This is a genomic window from Rhodothermales bacterium, assembly GCA_041391505.1.
GTDB lineage: Bacteria > Bacteroidota > Rhodothermia > Rhodothermales > JAHQVL01 > JAWKNW01.
In genome coordinates this window covers 77,461-99,981 of the sequence record JAWKNW010000020.1, presented here as the reverse complement: position 1 = coordinate 99,981, position 22,521 = coordinate 77,461, and the positions used below count along the sequence as shown (strand labels likewise).

The 22,521-nt window shown below is 64.5% G+C and carries 13 protein-coding genes; 11 read left to right on the top strand and 2 right to left on the bottom strand.

The window, feature by feature from the left end; all coding sequences use genetic code 11:
- Nucleotides 1-17: 17 nt before the first annotated feature.
- Together R2834_17475 and R2834_17470 are read right to left on the bottom strand one after the other, a co-directional pair.
- Nucleotides 18-2,375, bottom strand: a complete 2,358-nt coding sequence (locus R2834_17475; protein ID MEZ4702129.1) for a transglycosylase domain-containing protein — start codon at nucleotides 2,373-2,375, stop codon at nucleotides 18-20.
- 75 nt (nucleotides 2,376-2,450) lie between these two features.
- Entirely contained in the window at nucleotides 2,451-3,221 is a 771-nt protein-coding gene (locus R2834_17470; GenBank protein ID MEZ4702128.1) for a UDP-2,3-diacylglucosamine diphosphatase, read from the bottom strand.
- 109 nt (nucleotides 3,222-3,330) lie between these two features.
- On the opposite strand from R2834_17470, the gene R2834_17465 reads away from it, so the two are divergent.
- The 11 genes from R2834_17465 (at nucleotide 3,331) to R2834_17415 (ending at nucleotide 22,452) form a co-directional block, all read left to right on the top strand.
- A complete protein-coding gene (locus tag R2834_17465; protein ID MEZ4702127.1) occupies nucleotides 3,331-4,017 on the top strand; it encodes a rhomboid family intramembrane serine protease in 687 nt (228 codons plus the stop codon).
- Between the two features lie 354 nt (nucleotides 4,018-4,371).
- Entirely contained in the window at nucleotides 4,372-5,325 is a 954-nt protein-coding gene (locus R2834_17460) for a rhomboid family intramembrane serine protease (protein ID MEZ4702126.1), read from the top strand.
- Nucleotides 5,326-5,332: 7 nt separating this feature from the next.
- Nucleotides 5,333-6,424, top strand: coding sequence for an endonuclease/exonuclease/phosphatase family protein (locus tag R2834_17455; GenBank protein MEZ4702125.1), 1,092 nt, complete (start codon nucleotides 5,333-5,335; stop codon nucleotides 6,422-6,424).
- A 119-nt stretch (nucleotides 6,425-6,543) separates the two neighbouring features.
- Complete coding sequence (gene ispG, locus R2834_17450; GenBank protein MEZ4702124.1) at nucleotides 6,544-7,635, top strand: flavodoxin-dependent (E)-4-hydroxy-3-methylbut-2-enyl-diphosphate synthase; 1,092 nt, start codon at nucleotides 6,544-6,546, stop codon at nucleotides 7,633-7,635.
- Between the two features lie 112 nt (nucleotides 7,636-7,747).
- Complete coding sequence (locus R2834_17445; protein MEZ4702123.1) at nucleotides 7,748-8,839, top strand: LacI family DNA-binding transcriptional regulator; 1,092 nt, start codon at nucleotides 7,748-7,750, stop codon at nucleotides 8,837-8,839.
- A gap of 2 nt (nucleotides 8,840-8,841) precedes the next feature.
- Complete coding sequence (locus tag R2834_17440; GenBank protein ID MEZ4702122.1) at nucleotides 8,842-10,530, top strand: peptidyl-prolyl cis-trans isomerase; 1,689 nt, start codon at nucleotides 8,842-8,844, stop codon at nucleotides 10,528-10,530.
- 13 nt (nucleotides 10,531-10,543) lie between these two features.
- Complete coding sequence (locus R2834_17435; GenBank protein ID MEZ4702121.1) at nucleotides 10,544-13,387, top strand: TonB-dependent receptor; 2,844 nt, start codon at nucleotides 10,544-10,546, stop codon at nucleotides 13,385-13,387.
- A gap of 72 nt (nucleotides 13,388-13,459) precedes the next feature.
- Nucleotides 13,460-17,224 (top strand): hypothetical protein, encoded by a 3,765-nt coding sequence (locus R2834_17430; protein ID MEZ4702120.1) that lies wholly within the window; start codon nucleotides 13,460-13,462, stop codon nucleotides 17,222-17,224.
- Between the two features lie 73 nt (nucleotides 17,225-17,297).
- Complete coding sequence (locus R2834_17425) at nucleotides 17,298-18,338, top strand: PorV/PorQ family protein (protein MEZ4702119.1); 1,041 nt, start codon at nucleotides 17,298-17,300, stop codon at nucleotides 18,336-18,338.
- Between the two features lie 157 nt (nucleotides 18,339-18,495).
- Complete coding sequence (locus R2834_17420; protein ID MEZ4702118.1) at nucleotides 18,496-20,541, top strand: T9SS type A sorting domain-containing protein; 2,046 nt, start codon at nucleotides 18,496-18,498, stop codon at nucleotides 20,539-20,541.
- Between the two features lie 180 nt (nucleotides 20,542-20,721).
- On the top strand, nucleotides 20,722-22,452 hold the full coding sequence (locus tag R2834_17415) for an FG-GAP-like repeat-containing protein (protein MEZ4702117.1): 1,731 nt from the start codon (nucleotides 20,722-20,724) through the stop codon (nucleotides 22,450-22,452).
- Nucleotides 22,453-22,521: the final 69 nt, after the last annotated feature.

Sequence of the window (22,521 nt, the reverse complement as noted above, 5' to 3'; positions counted from 1 at the left end):
GCCGCTAGAGAAGGAGGTTACCAGATGACGCGACGCTCGTCCCGGTTCTGGGTCGGCAGTGCTTCTTCCGATCCGGAGTTGGCGTAGTCCAGGGGCAGGGGGAACGTCTCCTTGCTCAGCCGGCCCTCATCGGCCAGCTTGCGCGTGTAGCTGCCCACCAGGAACAGCGCGTTGTGCGCCCCCTGGCCCCACCAGTTGGTTCGGAACGTGACCCGCTGGTCGTTCCAGCCGACCCAGGCGCCGGTCACGAGGTCCGGATGCATTAGCATGAACCACCCGTCGGCGCTGTTCTGGGTCGTGCCCGTCTTGCCGGCGAAGTCGTAGTCGTTGAGCTGGTACTGGAATCGGATGCGCGCGCCGGTGCCGCCGGTGTCGACGACGCCGCGCATCATGTCGATCACCTTGTAGGCGGTCTGGTCGCTCAGCGCCTCGTTCGGCTGCGGTCGCGCCTCGTACAGCACGTTCCCGAGCTGGTCCTCGATGCGGGTGACGACGGTCGGCTCGTAATACAGGCCGCCGTTCGCGAGCGTGCTGTACGCGGTCGTGAGTTCGAGCAGCGTGACGTTGCTCGTGCCGAGGGCGAGCGACGGCACCTCGTTGAGCGGGCTCTTGATGCCCATCCAGCGCGCGTAGTCCGCCACCGTCGGGGCGCCCACCTGGAGGATGAGCTGGCCGGTGATCGTGTTGAGCGAATATTTGAGGCCTTCGCGGAGCGTCATCCAGCGGTTGGAGTAGCCGCCGTCGGAGTTGGTCGGGCTCCATTCGTTGCCGAGGGCATCCGACCAGTAGAAGAGCGTGTCCTTGAACGTGTGCTGGGGCGAATAGCCGTTGTCGATGGCGGCGATATAGACGAAAGGCTTGAACGTGGAGCCCGGCTGCCGGCGGGCCTTCGCCACGTGGTCGTACCAGTCGTCCGCCAGGTTGCGGCCGCCGACCCACGCCTTGACGTACCCGTTGCGCGGGTCGATCGAGACGAGGCCGGCCTCGAGACGCGACTTGTCGGTTTTCAGCGCGGCCATGTATTCGTCGTTGCGCATCAGCGAATCGATGGCGGCATTTTCCGACATGCCGTCCACCTTGACCAGCTGCCGATACGCCTCGGATTCGCGGATGAAGCTGCGCAGCGTGTCCGAATACATCCGCCAGAACGAGCTGAAGGGCGTGAAATCCTTCTGCTTGAGATAGTCCTCGACGACCATGCTGTACGGGGTGCTCCCGGCGCGGCGCCGGCTCCACTCGAAATCGACGACCGACTGCAGCCCGACCATCTGCTCGTCCACGGCGGAGCGGGCGAGCTCCTGCATCCGGGAATCGAGCGTGGTGAAGACGTAGAGACCGTCCGCGTAGAAGTCGTGGCCGTTGGCCTTGGACCAGTCGTTGAGCCACTGCCGGACGTATTCGGAGAAATAGGGTGCGGGTCCGCGGGTGATTTCGTTGGGGTTGAAGTCGGTGACGACGGGCTCCTCGCCGTGGATCGCGACGTAGTCCTCGCTGAGGTAGCCGTGTTTGATCATCTGCCCGAGCACGACGTTGCGCCGGCGACGGGCGTTCTCGGGGTTGCGGAGCGGGTTGTACAGGGTGATCCCCTTGAGCAGGCCGATCAGGGTGGCGCTCTGGAGCGTGTCCAGCTCGGCGGCGCTGCGGTTGAAGAAGGTGCGCGCCGCGGCCTCGATGCCGAAGGCGTTGTTGCCGAACTCGACGGTGTTGAGATACATCTCCATGATCTCGTCCTTCGTGTACCGGCGCTCGAGTTCGACGGCCGTCAGCATCTCCCTCAGCTTGCGGCTGATGGTCTGCTCCTTCCCGATCTCCTTGTTGTAGAGGTTTCGGGCAAGCTGCATGGTGATGGTCGACCCGCCCTGGACGTCGCCGAGCACGGTCTTGATGGCCGCCGTGTGGAAGCGGTACAGGTCGATGCCCCAGTGATCGTAGAACCGGTGGTCTTCGGTCGCGATGAGGGCGTTGACCACGTTGCGGGAGATCTCGTCGCCGCTCACGGTGGAGCGGTTCTGGCGGGCATACCGCGCCAGTTCGACGCCGTCCGCCGAGTAGGCGATCGTAGCCAGCTGGAGCGCGGGGTTTTCCAGCTGCTCCATCGAAGGCAGGTCGTCGTCTCCCAGGCTGATCAGGTAGAAGCTGATGACGCTGAGGCCCAGGAGGAAGCAGGCGGTGAGGACGGAAAGGACGACGGCGGCCTGCACCTTTTTCCGGTCGCCCAGCCGGCGGTCGAGCACGCCGAGGATGCCCTTGCGCGGAGGCTGAGGGGAGGAGCCGTGCGAGGAACGACCGTCGTGCGCCGCCTTGGTGCGTCGCAGGTCCGGGTTGTTGAAATATTCCCTGAGTTCCTCTTCGGTATAAGGCCAGTCTTCGGACATCGGTGCGAACGGCGAAAGTTGGGTGACGGAGGAGGTGTCTTCGGGTCGGTGCGGTTGTGCGGCAGGCCGGCGGATTCAGGTCGCCATTCCGGGCTGCTCGAAAGGACTCTCAACGTCCTGAGCGTGGCTCCCGTTCCATTGCTGTAGGCGAATCCCCGATTCGTCCAGTATAGCAAAAGTGCGCGTGGTTCGCCAGCAGCCGGTGTTTATGTAGACGCCCTCCGGCCAGCGGGTCAGCTCGGGTTCGTGGCTATGCCCCATGAAGACCGCCTGGGCGCCGCCGCGCCCGAGGATCGCGCGGGCCGTCTCGCGGAGGGCGCGCGTCACGCCCGGGTTGATGACATCCGTATGCGTGCGACCGAGCACCCATCGTGCCAGACGCATGCCGGCGTCGGCCGGCAGGAGGTTGCGGTAGAGCCACACCGGCACGGGATGGCGGAGCAGCGTCTTGAGCGCCGCATAGAGCGGAACGCGGGAGCCGAACTGGTCGCCATGCGCGAGCAGGCAGGTGGTGTCGTTCCACGTCAGCCGGTATTCGCCGAAAAGGACCTCGACGCCGATTTCCTCCGCCATATAATCGAGATGCCACGGGTCGTGGTTGCCGACGACGTAGAGGACCCGCCGGCCCCGGTCGACCCACTCGGCCAGCAACCCGAGCAGACGGACGCATCCCTTTGGAACGAGGTGACGGTATTCGATGTACTGGTCGAAAACGTCCCCGAGCAGGACCAGATGCGTCGCGTGCGCTTCATAATGACGCAGGCATTGGATCAGGGCCGCTTCGTGTTCCCTCTCGGTTTGCGGATCGCCCCGGCCGAAATGCATGTCCGATATAAAAAGGACCAACGTGGTGATGGATTTTGCGTATCGGTGAGATCGCTGAGTGTAGTGCGTAACCCGACCCCGGGTCGGGCGTAGTTAAAGCAGTATAAGAAGTGTAACAGAGCCTTCCCACATGTATCAGGATACCTACCGGCCGCAGTTCCAGTTCTCGGTCTTTCCGCCCGTTCTGAAAAACCTGCTGATCATCAACGGGCTGTTTTTTCTGGGGCAGATGGCGTACAACAGTCCGCTGTCGCTGTTTCTGGAACACTGGTTTGCGCTCTGGCCGCTGGGTGCGCCGGATGTGCTGCTCACGCCGGCCGGCCCGCGTTCGATGGCGAACTTCTGGCCGTGGCAGCTGGTGACGTACGGGTTTCTCCACGGCGACTTTTTCCACCTCCTGTTTAATATGTTCGCCCTGTGGATGTTTGGCGTGCAGCTGGAAAATACCTGGGGATCCCGCCGTTTCGGCATCTTCTATTTTATCTGCGTCATTGGCGCCGGCCTCGTTCAGCTCGCCGTCCAGTATGTGACCGGGTCGTACGCCGTCACGATCGGCGCGTCGGGCGGGGTGTACGGGGTGCTGATGGCGTTCGGCATGACCTACCCCAACCAGATCATCTACCTGAACTTCTTCATTCCGGTGAAGGCCAAATGGTTTGTGCTGGGCATGGGCCTCATTTCGCTCTTCTCGGGAGCGACCGGCGCATCGGCCGGCGTGGCGCATTTTGCCCATCTGGGCGGCATGGTTTTTGGATTCCTGCTGCTGCTTTACTGGCGCGGCAAGCTGCCCGTTCGACCCGGGAAAATCATGCATTGAACCTGCGCTGCGCCGGTAGGGATTGTGGCCACCAAAGGGGCGTGAAGGACATAATAGCTCCGGAACGGGCTGGATGAAATCCTCCGTTTCAGTAAACCTTCTCGACCCTGAGTTGTACTACCACCCGACAGGCAACAGGTCGCGCGCGTCGTTCGTCGCGGGCGTTGCGGCGTGCCGGTTCGCGCAGAAAAAGGGCGATTCGACTATAATAAACGGCTCGCTGCATCCGCCTTGCGCTTCAAAAACGCATGCGGGGCGCCTGCGAGATGACACGGAAGGCCTGGAACGCAACGCGCATCGAGTGGCCGGCGCGAGGGGAGGCCGGCCGGTTTGTGGATTAGCTGAATGAACGCTGTGAATCAATTCCAATCCTGGTATCGCATGCAGCCGCCGGCGCTACGCGCGCTGCTGACGATCAACGTCGTTCTGTACGGCGCATGGCTGATTCTGCGCTTCGTGCCGGCCGTAGGCGGGTTCATGTATTCCCAGCTGGCGCTCAATGCCGACCTGGGCACCGTCCTCTTCAAACCCTGGCAATTCATTACCTATAACTTCCTCCACCTCGGCACGAATTTCTGGGGGCTGATCCACATCCTCTTCAACATGCTGTGGCTGGTCTGGATCGGGCGGGAATACGAGGAGCTGCATGGCTCCCATCGGCTCCTGGCCGCCTATCTGATCACCGGCGTGGGCGGCGGCCTGCTGACGGTGCTGCTGCACGCGCTCTTTCCCTCCGTCGCGGCCTTCGGCGGCATCGTGTACGGCGCCTCGGCGTCCGTGCTGGGCATCATGACCGTCGTCGCCATCCTGTATCCCTTCAAGACGGTCGGCCTCATCCTGATCGGCAACATCCGGCTGCTTTATCTCGTGATCGCGGTGCTCGTCCTGAACGTGGTCTTTATGTCGGATAGCAATACCGCCGTCGCCGCGCACCTCGGCGGCGCGCTGTTCGGGTTTTTGTTCGCCAAGGCGGAGTCGAGCGGCGTGGATCTCTCGTCCTGGACGCGCATCTTTTTCCGGCAACGCAGCGTCGGCCGCGGCGCATCGGCCGGGCGCGGGCGCAGCGCGCAGCAGGAGGGGATGCTGAAGCGGATCGAGAACTGGCTCGCAACGCGCAACACGCGCAAAGCCCCCAAGTCGGCCCCACCCTCGGTCGCGCGTTCCGCCTCCATCGAAGTGGAGCTTGAAGTGGTGGAGCCAACGCTGGAGAATGAGGTGGACCGCATCCTCGACAAGATCAGCGCCAAGGGGTACGACGCCCTGACAGCCGAAGAAAAGCGGATTCTGTTCGAAGCCAGCCAGCGTTGACGATCGCGTGAAACCCTCGGTACGCCGTATCCGAACGTGGGTGTTCCTTGCGCTGGACGCAGGACTGCTGGCGGCCTTTCTGGGGGGCTACCTGGGGCGTTACGTTCACCCCTCCTGGTTCTGGTGGTTTCAACTCCTGGCCATCGCGCTGCCCTACGTCGCAACGGCCCTCGTGCCGGCTACCGTCGCTGTCGCCTTCGCGCGCCGCAAGGGCTGGCTTCGGGTCCACCTCGCCGCGCTGCTGCTGGCGGCGATCCGGTTTTTTCCATTCCACGGGACGGCGGAAGCAGCCGGCGAGCTGCGCATGCTTTCGTTCAACATCGGCCACCTGGAGCCGTTTACCGCCGCCCAGAGCGAAGATGTGCTCCTCGCGCTGACCGACGACATCGAATCCGATCTGTACGTCCTCCAGGATCTGCTCATCCGCTACCGCCGGCGGGAGCAGCGCATCGTCAACTACCCGAACCTCGAAGGGCACCTCGAAGACGCCGGCGTAACCGTGCACGCCGAAGGCGCTCATCGCATCGAAACGACGTTCCAGCCGGTCTGGGCGCGCACCGAGCGCGTCCGCCTGCTCGAGGAGGAGCGGATCAAAATGGCGACGGACGACTCGGTGTCGATGGGCGTCACCCGCGTCCGGTTCGCCTGGGAAGGACGCGAGGCCGTCCTGTACAACGTCCACCTGCGGACATTCGGGATGCGCAAGCCCTGGAACGACGCGGAGCGCAGCCTGCTGTCGATCGCGTTCTGGCGCTCCTATCTCGGCCAGTACCGGCAAGCCTTCCTGCTCCGGGCGATCGAAAGCGAGAGCATCCGGGCGCTGATGGATCGCGAGACCCTGCCCGTGATCGTCAGCGGCGATTTCAATAGCACCGTCCACAACTGGTCGTATTACCACCTCGCGCGCGGCATGCAGGACGCCTTTGTCGTCGCCGGCAGCGGGTTCGGCAACACCTACCATTCGCACTACCCCATGGTCCGCATCGATCATGTGCTCGCCTCGAAAGCGTGGGCGATCCGGGAGGCGGAGGTCGTGCGTTCGATCACCTACTCGGACCATCTCCCGCTGCGCGTCGTCCTCGGCTGGCGCGTGGAGTAGGGCCGGCCGGCGCTGTGTCTGCCGGCCGTCTCGCGTGTAACAGCCCAACAGACCGGCAACCTCCGGGCGGAGGCTGTCGTTGAAGCCCACCGTATCGCTCGTACCAACAGCTTCTTGCTATGAAACGTCCCCGTCGTATGTCGCGCGCCGTCCAGGTTGGATCTGTCCAGATCGGCGGTGGCGCCCCGATCTCCGTGCAGTCGATGACGGTATCGAAAACCCACGACGTCGACATCTGCCTCGCCGAGATCCGGGGGCTGGCCGAAGCCGGCGCCGATATCGTGCGCGTCGCCGTGCCGCGTCCGGAAGACGCCGAGGCGCTGGCGGACATCGTGCAGGGGTCGCCGGTGCCCATCGTGGCGGACATCCATTTCAACTACCAGTACGCGCTCAAGGCGATCGCTTCCGGCGTGGCGAAGGTGCGGATCAACCCCGGCAACATCGGCAAACCCGAATGGGAGCGCGAGGTGCTGCTGGCGGCCAAGGACGCGGGGATCCCGATCCGGATCGGCGTCAATTCGGGCTCGCTCGAACGCGATATCCTGGACAAATACGGATACCCGCAGCCCGAAGCGCTGTACGAGAGTGCCATGCGGCACGTGGAGATCTGCGCCGCGAACGGTTTCGAGGACCTCGTGATCTCGGTGAAGCACTCCGACGTGTATTTCATGATCCAGGCCTATAAACTGCTCGCCGAACGGACCGACTTCCCGCTGCATCTCGGGGTCACGGAGTCGGGCACACTCAGCTCCGGCACGGTAAAAAGCTCCATCGGGATCGGCGCCCTGCTCGCGGAAGGCATCGGGGACACGATCCGGGTATCGCTGACCACCGACTCCGTCAAGGAGGTGGAAGTGGGGCACCAGATCCTCAAATCGCTGCGGCTCGGCCGGCCCGGCGTCAACATCATCGCCTGCCCGACCTGCGGCCGCCTGGAAGTCGACCTCTTCCGCATCGCCGAGGAAGTCGAGTCCGCCATCAAGGCCCGGCGGTTCGAGAAGGACCTCAACGTGGCGCTGATGGGGTGTGCGGTGAACGGACCCGGCGAGGCGGCCGGCGCCGACCTCGGTGTGGCATGCGGCCGCGGCCGCGCGCACCTCTTCAAAAAGGGCAAAATCGTGAAGACGATCGAGGAGGGCGGCATCGTCGATGCCATTCTCGAAGCCATCGAGCAGTGGGAAGTCGCGCCGACCCCGTCCACGCCCGCCTAACCTCAAGGGCAATTCATAATCGCTCCCTTGATCTTCGCATTACCTTTTCATTACTTCTGGCGCATGGTTCATGTAAGCGCTTACATGATTCCGGGATTCAGCTGATTTTATCGTGATTTATCGTGCGTCGGCCGCGCAGAGGCCGGCGAAGGACATGCGGCAGGAAGCGACCATCTACGACATTGCGAAAGCCGCCGGCGTCTCGATCGCCACGGTATCGCGCGTATTCAACAACAGTCCGCGTGTCTCTGCCGCCACGCGCGACCGCGTTTGCGCCAGCGCGCGCGAACTGGGTTACGTTCCCCATCCTTCGGCCCGCAGCCTGGCGCGCCGCCAGTCGCACTGGATCTCGGCGGTCATCCCGATGATGACCAGCTACTTCTATCTGGAAGTGCTGCGCGGGGTGCAGGACAGCCTGCTGTGCAGCGATTTTGACCTCGTGGTCCACAGCGCGGCCTCGATGGAGACCATCGACGACCAGCTGACCGGTGTATTGCAGCGCGGCCGTTCGGCCGGCGTGCTGCTTTTCAGCACGCCCCTGGAAGCCGATCGCCTGTCGATGCTCCGCGCCACCCGCCAGCCCGTCGTGCTGGTCGACGTCTATCACAGCGCCTTCGATTCGGTGTCGATCGACAACGAACTGGGCGGCTACATGGCGACCCGGCATCTGATCGAGCAGGGGTATCGCCGCATCGGCATCGTCACGGCGAATGTCGCCTCGGTGCCTTCCGTCGAGCGGGCCCAGGGGTATCGCCGCGCGTTGCGCGAAGCCGGCATCCCGTTCGAGGAAGCCCTCGTCCACGCCTCGGACGATCCGGATTACCACGGCTTCACCGAGGATGCGGGGCGGGTGGCGATGGAGTCGTTTCTGGAGATGGATGCCCCGCCCGACGCCGTGTTTGCGGTATCGGACATCCAGGCGCTCGGCGCGATGCAGGTCGTGCAGGAGCGCGGCGTGCAGGGGATCGGGCTGATCGGGTTCGACGACATCATGATCAGCAAATACGTCGGGCTCTCCACGCTGCGTCAGCCGATGTACGAAATGGGGCGCGTGGCGCTTGAAAAGCTGCTCCGCCGCATCGAGACGCCCGAGCGTCCGATCTCACAGACTCATTTTAACCCCCGGCTCGTGCCGCGCGCGAGCAGCGCGCCGGCCTCTCGCGAGTCGCTCGTCGCCTCCGGGCAGGGGATCACGTTTGCCTGACCATGCTGCGCCCCGTATTCGCCATAGCCTTCGCCCTTGTCCTCGCCGCCGCGCCGGCGTTGATCGGGTGCCGCGCCGCCGATACGGTGCCGGAAGCGCTACCGACCGTTGCGCGGGTCGGCGATGAGCCGATCGATGCTGAGGAGTTTCGCAACCGGTATGTAGGGTATCTGCTCGCAACCGGGTTGCAGGATCTCCCTCGTCATCGCAATCACGTACTCAATACACTCATCGCCGAACGCTTGCTGGTGCGCGAGGCGAGGGACGCCGGCGTGGAGCAGCGACCCGCTTATGCGGAGGCGGCCGAACGCATCCGCCAGAAACTGCTGATCGAGCTGTACGTGCAACGCGCGCTTTACGATACCCTGCGCATCGCCGAGGAAGACCTCGAAGCCATGTTTGTACGGGCGAATACGACCGTACAAGCGCGGCACCTCTACGCGCGGACGCTCGAGGAGGCGCAGCGCCTTCGCCGGCGGCTCGATGCCGGCGACACGTTCGAGCAACTCGCGAAGGAGGTGTTTGCCGATACGGCGCTCGCGCATCACGGTGGGGCGGTCGGCGCGTTCAGCATCGACGAGATGGATCCCGCCTTCGAGGATGCCGCCTTTACCCTGGAGATCGGGGCCGTGTCCGACCCGGTGCGGACGCAGACCGGGTATTCGATCATCCGCGTGGACGATCGTTTTACCAAACCGTTGCTGACGGAAGGGGAGTACGCGGCGCGTCGGGATCGCATCCAGCACTATGTAACCTATCGCCGGAAGACGGCCGCGCGCACGGCGCATGCCCACGATCTGGCGGCCGCGCTGGCGCCGGCGTACAACGAAGAGGCGCTGGATCGGCTCGTCGGCCAGATCACGGGGGCGTCCGTGGCGCAGGGATCGGAGGCGGGCTGGCTGAACGGTGCGCTCGTGACGTTCGGGGAGCCCGGTGACCGGCGGACCTGGAGCGTCGCCCAGTTCCGGGATGCCGCCGGCTCCACCAGCGAGGCGCAGCGCGCCGCCGTGGTCGATCGGCCAACGCTCTGCGCGTTCATCGAAGGGCTGCTCGTCCGCGACGCCATGTTGCGGCGGGCCGAGGCCATGCGGCTCGACCGGGAGCCGGCGTTTGCCGAGGCGTTCGATGCCGCCGCGAGGGACTGGATCCGGGAAGAGGTCATGCGCGACCTGCGCCGCGCCGCGCCGGTGCCCGAGGACTCCGTCCAGGCCTATTTCGCACGCTACGGCGCCGAGTTCACCGAGCCGGCGCGCGTCCACGTGTCGGAAATCCTGGTCGACACCCGGGCCGAAGCCGACCGCCTGCGCGGCCAGGCGACGCCGGCGACGTTCGCCGCGCTAGCCCGGTCCCACTCGCAGCGCCCGGGCGCCGCCGCGACGGGGGGCGACATGGGGTTCGCGTCGGCCGATCAGCTCGGTGTCCTGGCGGATCGGGTGTTTGCGGCGTCCCCCGGGACGTTGCTCGGACCGATCGAGCTGGAGGGGCATTATGTGCTTTTGCTGGTGGGCGAGCGCAAGGATGGGCGGCCGATGGCCTTCGACGAGGCGCGCCCGCTGATTGAGGAACGTTTGCGCAGCGATTCGATGGACCGCGTCCTCCGGGACCGCATCGAGCAGTTGCGCAGCGGCAGCGACATCGTGATCGATGAACAGCTGCTATCACAGATGGCGATCAAGAAAACTCATGCATAAAGGGAACGAGCTCATGCTCGAGACGAAACGAATGGGACGTGTCGTGTTGCTGATGCTGGTGTTGGCCGGCGCCGGCATGACGGCGATGGCCCAGACAGGAAAAATCGCCGGCCGCGTGATCGAGGCCTCCACGGGCGAACCGCTGCCGGGGGTCAACGTCTTCATCGAGGGCACCACGCGGGGCAGCACGACCGACCTGGACGGCCAGTACGTGATGATCGGCGTGCGGCCCGGCACCTACACCATCATCGCTTCCTTCATCGGCTTCGCCACCGAACGGCGCGAGGGGGTGGGCGTGAACCTGGATCTGACGACGACCGTCGATTTCTCGCTGCGCGAAGAAGTGATCCAGGGCGAAGAAATCATCGTCACCGCCGACGCCATCGCGGTCCGGAAAGACGTGACGAGTTCGGAGGCGCGCGTCACGGCCGACAAGATCGAGCAGTTGCCGGCGACGGAGTTGGGACAGATCCTGGAAGTCCAGGCCGGCATCACCAACCGCGACGGGTTGCATATCCGGGGCGGCCGCAGCAGCGAGGTGCTCTTCATGGTGGATGGCGTGCCCGTTTCCGACAGCTATGACGGCTCGCAGGCCGTGCAGCTCGAAAACGACGGCATCCAGGAGCTGCAGGTGATCTCCGGCACGTTCAACGCCGAGTACGGCAACGCCATGTCCGGCGTCATCAACGTGGTGACCAAGGAGGGCAGCGGCGACCGGTTTACCGGCTCGGCCGAGGTGTACACCGGATCCTACGTCGTTTCGCACAGCGACGACGGCGCCGCGTTTTTGCGCGGCACCCGGGTGGCCGAGCTGCAGGACCCCAAAACGGGCGTCCTCTATCGCGGCGTCGACCCGTATTCATACCTGTCGATCCAGCCAACCCAGTTCCAGAACGCCAAACTCTCACTCGAAGGACCGATCGTGGGCGACAAGGTGACGTTCTTCGCGCTCGGGCGCTATTTCAAGAACGACGGATGGCTCTACGGAGCGCGCCTCTTCAACGTGGACGGCACCCGCGGCGACAGCGCGCTCGTGCCCATGAACTCGTCCGAAAAATTCAGCTGGCAATCCAACATCCGCTTCCGGCTGGGTAAAAACGTGACCCTCAACGCCATCGGGCTGGGTTCGATCAATACGAACGATGACCTGGGAGCGAGCGGTTATCTGCCCTATCGCTGGAATCCGGACGGGATCCGCACGTACTTCGACAACGGGTACGATGCGAAACTCAAGCTCACGCATATCCTGAGTCCGCGCACGTTCTACACGCTGGACGTGGCGACCTTTTACCGGAAAGCAGAATCGTATCTGTACGAGGATCTCAACGACCCGCGGTACAACGACTGGCTCATCAGTCCGCCCGATTCGGTGTTGACGGGCGGCGGACGTTTTCTGCGGGGCGGCACCGATCTCGGGCGTTTCCAGCGCTCGACCCGCTCGTACATGGTCAAGTTCGACCTTTCCAGTCAGATCGGGCAGCACCACCTCGTGAAAGGGGGGATACTGGGGCGTGTCGACCAGCTGGACTTCGAGGCGTTCGGTCTGATTCCGGCCATCGACCCCAGCGGCAATCCGGTCGTCCCGTTCCAGCCGGCGGTGCCGGTCGAGACGTCCTCCGACTTCAACGCGTTCGACAACGCGGAGCCGCTCACGCTGAGCGGCTATATCCAGGACAAGCTGGAGTTCGACAGCTTTATCGTCAACGCCGGCCTCCGCGTGGACTATTTCGATTCGCGCGCGCAGCTGCCGGCCGACTCCGAGGATCCGAACATCTTCAACCCGCTGAAGAAGATCAACCGGTTCCGCGACACCAACGGCGACGGGGTGATCACCGTCGACGAGGAAGTGGCCTCCAACGCCCTCACCGTCGCCGATCGCGAAGCGTACTGGTACACCGACGCCGACCCGAAGGTGCAGGTGTCGCCGCGCCTCGGTGTCGCTTACCCGATCACCGCCGAAGGGGTCATCCATTTCTCGTTCGGGCTCTTCCTGCAGATCCCTACGCTGAACAACCTGTTCGACAATTCGAACTACAAACTGCCCACGCTGTCCGGCTTCTACGGTCCGTTCGGCAATCCGAACCTCAAGGCCCAGAAGACGACGATGTACGAAATCGGCTTCAAACAGGGGTTCGGGGCCGGCAAGTACGTGGTCGATATGACGGCGTATTACCGCGACGTCCGCAACTGGGTGTCGACGTCCACGCTCATCGCCTCGGCCCTGCCCGGCGTGAACTACGTCATCTACACCAACCGCGACTACGCCAATACGCGGGGCTTCACGGTCACGCTGTCGCGGCCCTACCAGCAGAACTACGGGTTCGATTTCAGCTACACCTACCAGGTGGTGGAGGGGTCGAATTCCAACCCGGCGGACGAGTTTTTCTCGCTCCAGGGCAACAACCAGCCTACGCTGGCGCTGCTCCCGCTGAACTGGGATCAGCGGCATAAGGTCGCCGGCGCTATTTACGGCGGCGCCGGGGGATGGAATGCCTCGTTGCGGCTGCGCCTCGAGTCGGGCTTCCCGTACACGCCTTCGTTCCCGTCGGCTTCGATCGTGGGCAACGACGTGCAGCCGGAGTTTTCGACGAACTCCCGCCGGCTTCCGGCGGCCTACGAAGCCGACCTCACGGTCAGCAAAACGTTCGATACGGGCCGGCTGAAGCCCCGCGTGTACGTCGAGGTGTTCAACCTGCTCGATACGCGCAACGTCACCGCCGTGTATTCCGACACCGGCTTGCCCGACCTCACGCTCGAGCAGTTCCGGCAGGGTTCCGTGGATCCGGGCTTCTGGATCCAACCCGGTTTTTATCGTGAGCCGCGCCGCGTGCAGCTCGGACTGGATTTCAGGTTTTAAGCGATGCGAAACATAGATCGTATGAACAACGGGTTACAGGTAACAGGTTGCTGGTTGCAGATGAGGGGGAGGGTGATCCTGTTCGCGGCACTCGCCCTGCTCGCGCCCGCCGGCGCGATGGCGCAGGGCGTGATCGACCGCAACCACATCCCGAGCGACGAACGCGTCGATCCGTTCGAGCGCCGCAGCGACGTCATCGACGGCAACAACATCCGCGCGACGATCACGAACTGGGCGCAGACGGCCAACTCGGGGAATCCGGGCGATTTCCTGTACGAATGGCCGAAAAACACGAACCGGATCTATATCGCGCTGACCCAGCTGTGGGTTGGCACCCAGGTGGTGGACAACGGCGGCAACGACCTCTGGGTCGTCGAAGTGTCCGACTTCCGCCGCAACCCGGTCGACGAAAACCGGTCCTGGACCTTCGAGCCCATCCGGGGCTACGTAAACCCCGCCGGCAGCGCCTTCGGCATAGCCCAGTCGGACGAGCCCGAGTCCTGGCCGGCGAGCTGGCCCGATAAACTCGACGACGCCGCCGATCCGGGATGGGCCGGCTCGTGGAACGGGTTCTTCGGGAAGGACAACTTCAATGCCGACCAGGAATTCTTCTACAAGGTCGGCGACGACCAGTACGACCGGTATCCGACCTATTTCCCCGACAGCACCGACCTCACCCGGAAGGGTCTCGGCCTCGTGACGGAGGTGCGCACCCTCGCCTGGAGCCAGATCCTGATCGACGATGTCGTCTTCCTGCTCCATGCCATCAAGAATGACGGCACGCAGGACCTCGACCGGGTCGGGTTCAGCCTCTGGCTGGCCGACCTCGTAGGCGGCGACTCGTCCGACGACATCCCGTTTTTCGACGTCCTCGAGGACGTGGCGTTCATGACCGACGCGGACGGGATCGGCACGGAGCCGTTCGGTTCCGACCCCGTCGGCGTGGCGGCCTTCGCCTTTCTCGAAACCCCCGGCAACGCGGTCGACCGCATCGACAACGACGCCGACGGTTCGACGCTCGCCAGCTGCACGCCGGATGTCGGCGAATGCAACAGCCCGGTGGTGCCGGCCTCGTTCCTGGTCGGCGAGAACCCGAACAACGGCGTCGACGACAATAACAACGGGTTGATCGACGAGAACACGACCCACATCCCGTTCTCGGGCGAGCAGGCCCAGAGCCCGGGCGTCGGGTATGCCGACTATATCGATAACGACGGCGACGGCGAGCAGGGCGGACCGACGGTCACGCAGACGATGATCGACGAGGCTGCCGGCGATGGCTTCCTGCGCTGGCCGCCCAATCCGCCGGCCGGCCGCGTACACCTCATCGGCGTCGATGCCGCCGACCTCGGCCGCGGGTTCAAGGACGGCATCGACAACGACGACTCCGCCCTCGCGCCGACGGCCAACTATCCGTATCTCTCCGAACCCGGCTCGCCGACGGTCACGCAGGCCATGGTGGATGCCGCCGCCGGCGATGCCTACCGGCGCTATCCCGTGCCGGGGACCAACATCGTGCTCTACGGCGTCGGCTCCGAGGACCTCGGCAAGGCCTATGCGGACGGCATCGACAACGATGGCGACGGCGCCATCGACGAGGGGATCGACGAAGGCATCGACGAGATGATCGACGAGAGCCGCGCGGACGGGATCGACAACGACGGCGACTGGAACCCGCTGCAGGACGACACCGGCCTCGACGGCGTGCCGTTCAACGGCGACGCCGGCGACGGCGACGGTGGCCCGACCTCCGGCGCCGGCACCGACTTCCCGGGCGAGCGCAATATCGACGTGACGGACGTGTCGGAATCCGACCAGATCGGTATCACCAACGTCCAGATCATCCCGGCCTTCACGCTCAACTTCAACAGCCAGTCGGACCGCTTCCTGTTCTTCTCCTTCATGATTCCGGGCGATTTCGACATCACGATCCCGGAGCCGGGCGAAAACGACCTGGTCGTGACGAGCAGCCTCTTCCCGCTCAAGGCCGGCCAGACGGAGCGCATCTCGATCTCTGTGCAGCTCGGCATCGATCAGGATCAGGTGGTCGATGCCCGCGACAAGGCGCTGTCCGCCTACCTCGAAGACTACCAGTTCGCCCAGGCCCCGATCACGCCGTCGCTGACGGTCGTGCCGGGTGACGGACGCGTCACGCTGTACTGGGACAGCGACGCCGAGGAGTCGTTCGACCAGTTCCTCGCCGGCCTGGGCCGCGAGCCCCGCGACTTCGAAGGGTACCGCGTCTACCGCTCCACCGACCCCGCCTTCCTCGACGCGACGGTGATCACCGACGGCTTCGGGAATCGTCTGCTCCGGAAGCCGATCGCCCAGTTCGACAAGATCGACAGCTTCGAGGGCTTCCATCCCGTCGATGTCAACGGCGTCAAGTTTTATCTGGGCAATAACCGGCAGGATGCCGGCGAGGACGAAAACGGCCTCACGCACGTCTTCGTCGACACCGACGTCACGAATGGCGTCACCTATTATTATGCGGTGACGGCGTACGACTTCGGGGCCACGGAGGAGCTGATTCCCCCGACCGAAACGCCGGTGCGCATCCGCCGGCTGCCCGACGGGCGGATCGAGACGGGGCGGAACGTCGCCGTCGCCGTGCCGGCGGCGCCGTCGGGCGGGTTTGTCGCGGCCGACATCGCCGGCCTGCAGCGCACGAAGGGCTTTACCTCCAGCCGGATCGCGTATAACATCGTCGATCCGCGCGCCGTCGACGCCGGGCACCAGTACCGGGTCTCGTTCGAGGATACGCTCATCGTCGGCGGCGCCAACGCCCCCGACACGCTGACGACGAAGAACTTCACGCTGACCGACCTCACGGCCAACCAGGTCATCCTCGACCGCTCCACAGCGTTCGGCGACGGCAAGGAGTTTCCCGTCTTTTCGGACGAGGGGGACCCCATCGGTTTTGAACTCATGTTCTTCCCCGAGCCCTTCATCGTCCTCAACAGCACCGAGACGAAGTGGAACCGGGCGGAGATCTACCCGATCGCCGTCGAGCCGTATCTGGCCGCCGGCTTCATCCGCGGGCTCCGCAACCCGGCCGACTACCGGGTCGAGGTCGTGGGCGACGGAGAGGGGCTGTCGACCGAATACGAAGTCCGCCGCCGGCTCACCCTGCCTTCGCGGCCGACCAACATCCGCGTGACGAACGTGTCGACGGGCCAGGAGGTGAAGTACGCGTTCTGGGATCTGACGGGCTCCGATTTCCAGGGCGCGACGTCGACCGCACCGGCGCGGTTCAGCGCCGACCCGGCCGTGTCCGAGAGCGACCGCATCATCATCATCGAGCCGGCGATCGGCAGCGGTGGCGAGGAGATCGTGACGTGGCAGTTCAGCCTCAATTTCGTGCTCCAGAACCGCGAAAATCCGGTCCAGGGCGACGCGATTGACATCAAGATCCGGAAGCCGTTCCTCTCGTCGGACGAGTTCGAGTTCACGGCGATGGGGCCGTCCACCGATGCGGCGCTGGCCGCCGATCAGCTGGAGAACATCCGGGTGGTGCCCAACCCCTACGTGGTTACGAACCGCTTCGAGCCGCTGAATCCGTTCTCGACGGGCCGTGGGCCCCGCGTCATCCAGTTTATCAATCTTCCTCCCCAGTGTACGATTCGCATCTTCACGGTGGGCGGCAAGCTCGTCCGGACCCTGGAGCACAACACCGGGGCGAACCAGGCGCTTACGCCGGCCGACCTGATGAACGGCATCGAGGAGTGGGATCTCGAAAGCGACGACAACCTGTCCGTCGCCTACGGGATCTACCTGTATCACATAGAAGCGCCGGGTATCGGCGAGCATGAGGGCACCTTTGCCATCATCAAGTAGGCGCGCCCGCATGCGCGCCGCGATCGTCGACCCAGCCCGGGCGGACCGCCGTCCGCCCCAACACAAGAAACCAATGCCAGCTACCCGATCATGCCTTGCGCTCGCCCTGCTGCTCTGCCTCGGAGCGGCGCCGGCCCACGCGCAGTTCGAAAGCCTCACCCGGGCCGTTACCAAGCGCGGGACCACGGCGGCTGATTTTTTGAGCATCCCGGTAGGGGCCCGCGCCACGGCCATGGGTAATGCCATTACCGCATCGGTGGACGACGCGACGTCGATCTACTGGAATCCCGCCGGCCTCGCCGGCATGCGCCAGGGCGCCGTGACGCTCGAGTATGCCGACTGGCTCGCCGGCCTCGACTTCAACTTCCTCTCCGTCTCCGTTCCGATGGGGAACGGCGCGATCGGCATCGGACTGACGTCCATGCGGACGCCCGACATGGAGGTGACGACGGTCGAGCAGCAGAACGGCACCGGGGAAACCTTCACCGCCGGCTCGTACGCGCTCGCGCTCAGCTACGCGCGCAACCTCACCGACCGGTTTTCGGTGGGCGGATCGGTCAAGGTCATCAACGAGCGCATCTGGAATTCGTCGGCGAGCGGGGTGGCGCTGGATATCGGCACCCTGTTCACCACGCCGTTCCGGGGCATCCGGCTCGGCGCGTCGATCACCAACTTCGGCAGCAAGATGCAGCTGTCCGGCGACGACCTGCTGATCGTCGTCGACATCGACCCGAACAACGAAGGCAACAACGAGAGCAACCGCGCGCTCCTGAAGACCGACCCGTACGACCTGCCGCTCACGATGCGGATCGGCTTGGCCGGCGAGGTGTTCGAGAACGAAAACAGCCGGCTCACGCTGGCCGTGGATGCCCTCAACCCGAACAACAGCGAGCAGTATGTAAACCTGGGCGCCGAACTGGGGTTGTTCGGCAATCTGGTGATGCTGCGCGGCGGCTACAGCGAGCTCCTGCTCGACGACGCCCTGCGCTCGTTCACCGCCGGCGGCGGCCTCCGATACGGTTTCGGCGGACTGCGTTTCGCGCTGGATTATGCGTTTGAAACCCAGGAGTATTTCGCCGGCGTTAACCGGTTTACCTTTGCGCTGCAGTTTTAAGCCGCTGGGGCGGCTTAAGGTTCAGGGTTTCAGGTTCAAGGTTCAAGGTCGGCTGATGCCATCGCCTGCCTTAAACATTGAACCTCCAACCTTGAACGGCAAACGCGGCATGCCGCGTCTGGCCAATCCCTAACCACAACCAAACCATCCCATATCCATGCAATCACTTACGAAGACATGTGGTCGGTGGCTGGTGCTGTTGCTTCTGGCAGCAGGCATCACCCAGACGGCCGCGGCGCAGCGTACGGTTACGCTGCGGCTCAACACGGCGTCGCTGCCCGACACCACGAGCATCGAGAGCCTGATCCAGGTTCGCGGCGCCCTCGATGGGGTCGATATGGCGACCACGCTGCCTGACGACAACATCATTGCGTGGGGCGATGCCTCCACGCTCGAACCGATGAATGTCGGCGGCGACTACTGGGAGGTCAGCTTCCAGCTGGCCGATACCTCCAACATGGCGTTCAAATTCTACTCCGACCAGGCGGAAAACGGCGGCTCGGGAATTGGCGGCTGGGAAGACGGCGGCAACCATGAGCTGGCCGCCGGCGCCAACGATACGACCCTGACGCTCCACTTCTTCGAGAAGGGCGACGACAAGGCGTACGACTGGCGTCCGTTCGAGAGCAAGGAAGACACGGTGGCCGTATGGTTCCGCGTCTACATGAACACCGAAGCGGCCGTCAACGCCAACTACGACGTCACGAGCGACAGCCTCGTCGTCGGCGTCCGCGGCGATGACTTCACGACGACGGGTCCGCTCGACTGGGGCGCTACGCTGCAGCTCGCGCAGGAATCGACCGACGACAACAAGCCGGGCCAGCACCTGTTCTCGGGCGTGGCGTATTACCCGGCCTCGCTGGTTGGCTCGAAGCAGTTCTACAAGTTCGTGTTCGAGGACTACGACGAAACCGCCGGCAGCACCGTCGTGGGCTGGGAAGGCGACGTGTCCGAAGATCCGAGCGGCAACCGCTACTTCACGGTGCCGGCCAGCGACACGACGCTGCACTGGACGTACTTCAGCAACTCGACGCCGGCCTCCGGCGCCGAGCGCGTCTCCTCGACGCTGCTCTTCGCCGTCGACATGACGCCGCTCGAAGCGATCGGCATCTACGACCGCGGCCGCGGCGACTCGCTCGAAGTGCGCGGGGAGTTCAACAACTGGAGCTGCTCCAACGTCGCGATCTGCCAGATGCAGCGCGTACCGGGTGAGGACTTCTTCGAAGGCGCCTTTACGGTGACGGCGTTCCAGAATACCGCGTTTGCCTACAAGTACTTCATCAACTTCAACGACGAGACGTTCCAGACCGCCTTTGGCGAAACCCCGCCGAACGGCTGGGAAGAACCGATCTCGACCACGGGCGCGAACCGCAGCTTCACCTTCCTCGGCTCGGGCGCCGAACAGGACATCGGGCTGCAGTTCTTCAACGACGTGCTCCCGGGCAACATCATCCCGGACGGTAACGCGATCCAGCTGACCTTCCAGGTCCGGATGGACTCCGCGCTCGTCAATGACGCCGCCCCGTTCGTGCCCGGCACGGACTCGGTCACGGTCGAGTTTGGCGACCCGATCTGGGCGTTCTCGCAGGGCCTGCCGCGCGATGCCGACGGCAACTTCCCGGCGACCGCGACGGCCATCAACCTGACGGACGACGATCAGGACGGTCTCTATACCGGCTCGATCATGGTCAACGGGCCGACCTTCGGCGCCATCCAGTACAAGTACTCGTATGGCGGCGGCCAGACCTATACCTCCGAACAGGGCGGCGGCTTCAATGACGCCGGCCGCCGGCGTACGCGGTACATCGCCCCGAACGCCGATGGCTCCTGGCCGACGGAGTGGACCTTCCCCGAGGAAGTCTACCTCGTCTCGGGCGTGCTGCCGTTCGAAGCCAACCCGGTCGCTACCGGCGTCGAGCGCATCGACGGCGAACTGCCGTCGAAGATCGCCCTCGAAGCCAACTACCCGAACCCCTTCAACCCGGTCACCACGATCGAGTACAGCGTCACGGCTACCGAGCATGTGAAGCTGCAGGTGTTCGACCTCACGGGCCGTCTCGTGGCGACGCTGGTTGACTCCGTCCAGCCGGCCGCGAGCTACCGCGTCGGCTTCGACGCGCAGGACCTCGCCAGCGGTATGTACCTGTACCGCCTCCAGGCCTCCGGTACCACCATCACGCGTAAGATGGTGTTGTTGAAGTAAACAGATTGTCATCCCGACCGGAGCCGCGTTTTGCGCGGCGTAGCGGAGGGGCCTCCCTCAGTCTGGCACAGCCATTCAAGAGGAGGTCTCTCCGCTCCAACGCCGGCAAACCGGCGTCTACGGTCGAGAAGACATAGTGTGCGGGGCGGCCGGCAACCCTGGCCGCCCCGTTTTCTTTTTATGCGCGCACTATCCCTCCATATCGTCTTCAGTCTGATCGTCGTTTCGGCGATCCAGGCCCAGGGCATCCGCTTTCGTGACGCCTCGTTCGAGGCCGGCGTCGCGACGGCCGGAGGCGGCCATGGCGTGGCCGTGGCGGACTACGATGGGGATGGATGGGACGATGTGTACCTCGCGGCCTCCCAGGGCCGCTCGACGCTCTTCAAAAATCTCGGCGCCGGCGTGTTCGAGCCGATGACGCTCCGCGCCGGCGTCCGCGTCGCGGGCGACGCCGTCAACCCGCTCTGGGGCGACTTCGACAACGACGGGGACCCCGACCTCTTCGTCGGCGTCCGCTCCTACACCGGCGACACGAGCCGGCTCTTCGCCAACAACGGCGACGGTACCTTCACCGATGTCACCGCCTCCAGCGGCATCGATTCCCTCGCCGTGGTGGGCTCCGCCACGCTCGGCGATTACGATAACGACGGCTGGCTCGACCTTTTCGTGGCCACACGCGAGTCCATCGACCGCCTGTACCGCAACGCCGGCCAGCCCGGCATCCGCTTCGAGGACCGATCCGCCAGCGCCAACATGGCCGGCATCAGTTTTTCGCGGGCCATGCAGGCCACCTGGATCGATTACGACCGTGACGGCCGGCTCGACCTCTTCGCCGTGCACGACGGCAACCTGACGTCGCGGCTTTACCGGCAAACAACCGGCTTTCCACCCTTCACCGAAGTCACTGCCTCCGCCGGCCTCGCCGTCGACCGCAGTTCAATGGGGGTCGCCTGGGGCGACTACGACAACGACGGCTGGCCGGATGTGTATGTCACCAATATCGACCAGGGCAACCTCTTCCGGAACCGCGGCGACGGCACCTTTGAGGAGGTCACCGCGGCGGCCGGCGCGGGTCGCAATGGCATGTCCTGGGGCGTCGTGTTCGCCGATTTCGATAACGACGGCGACCAGGACCTCTTTCTGGCGAATACGTCCTCGTTCGATGGCCGCGCGAGTTTTCTGTATGAAAACAGGGACGGCGTCTTTGTAGATGTCGCCGCCGACGCCGGCGCCGCGATGACGACCGACACGTACGGCGTCGCCGCCGGAGACTTCAACAACGACGGCCGGGTCGATCTCTTTCTGGCCGACGAATCGGGCCAGAACCGGCTGCTGCTCAACGAAACGGCCGCCGGCAACTACGTCGCCCTCCGCCTGGAAGGCGTCAGCGCGAACCGGTCGGCGGTCGGCGCGCGGATCCGAGCCGTGGCCGGCGGCGTAGCCCGGTATCGGACCGTCGACGGCGGGAGCAGCTATTGCTCGCAATCCTCCGGCGTGTTGCAGATCGGCCTCGCCGGCGCGGCGCGCCTCGACACGCTCGAGGTGTTCTGGCCGGGCGGGGAGCGGCAGATACTGACGGATCTGCCCATCGCTACGCGCTGGACCCTGGTTCAGGACGGGGCGGTAAACGTCGGTCTGGAGCCGGCGCCGGCGCCTGGAACGGAGCTGTCGGTATATCCGAATCCGATGAGGGAATCGGCTACGCTCGTGTTCACCCTCAATGTGCCTGGCGACGTTCGGGTAGAACTCGTTGACCTGCTCGGCCGGCGTGTCCGTTTGGAATCCTTTGGTATCCTGCCGGCCGGATCGCATCGGCTCGTATGGCCCCGTGCTGGATTACCTGCCGGATTATACCTGATTCGATGGCGTGCGGGCGCCACGATTGGGACACGATCGATCGTCATGCGGTGACCAACCGGTGGCGCCGGGATATCGTGTTCCAGCGTAAACCTGTCCACAAACGCCGATGCCCTTCGGCGT

What these genes read in the sequence shown, in the direction of transcription:
- R2834_17475 (MEZ4702129.1), bottom strand. Translation starts at nt 2,375, where the DNA reads ATGTCCGAAGACTGGCCTTATACCGAAGAGGAACTCAGGGAATATTTC.
- R2834_17465 (MEZ4702127.1), top strand. Translation starts at nt 3,331, where the DNA reads ATGTATCAGGATACCTACCGGCCGCAGTTCCAGTTCTCGGTCTTTCCG.
- ispG (MEZ4702124.1), top strand. Translation starts at nt 6,544, where the DNA reads ATGAAACGTCCCCGTCGTATGTCGCGCGCCGTCCAGGTTGGATCTGTC.
- R2834_17440 (MEZ4702122.1), top strand. Translation starts at nt 8,842, where the DNA reads ATGCTGCGCCCCGTATTCGCCATAGCCTTCGCCCTTGTCCTCGCCGCC.
- R2834_17435 (MEZ4702121.1), top strand. Translation starts at nt 10,544, where the DNA reads ATGCTCGAGACGAAACGAATGGGACGTGTCGTGTTGCTGATGCTGGTG.
- R2834_17425 (MEZ4702119.1), top strand. Translation starts at nt 17,298, where the DNA reads ATGCCAGCTACCCGATCATGCCTTGCGCTCGCCCTGCTGCTCTGCCTC.
- R2834_17420 (MEZ4702118.1), top strand. Translation starts at nt 18,496, where the DNA reads ATGCAATCACTTACGAAGACATGTGGTCGGTGGCTGGTGCTGTTGCTT.
- R2834_17415 (MEZ4702117.1), top strand. Translation starts at nt 20,722, where the DNA reads ATGCGCGCACTATCCCTCCATATCGTCTTCAGTCTGATCGTCGTTTCG.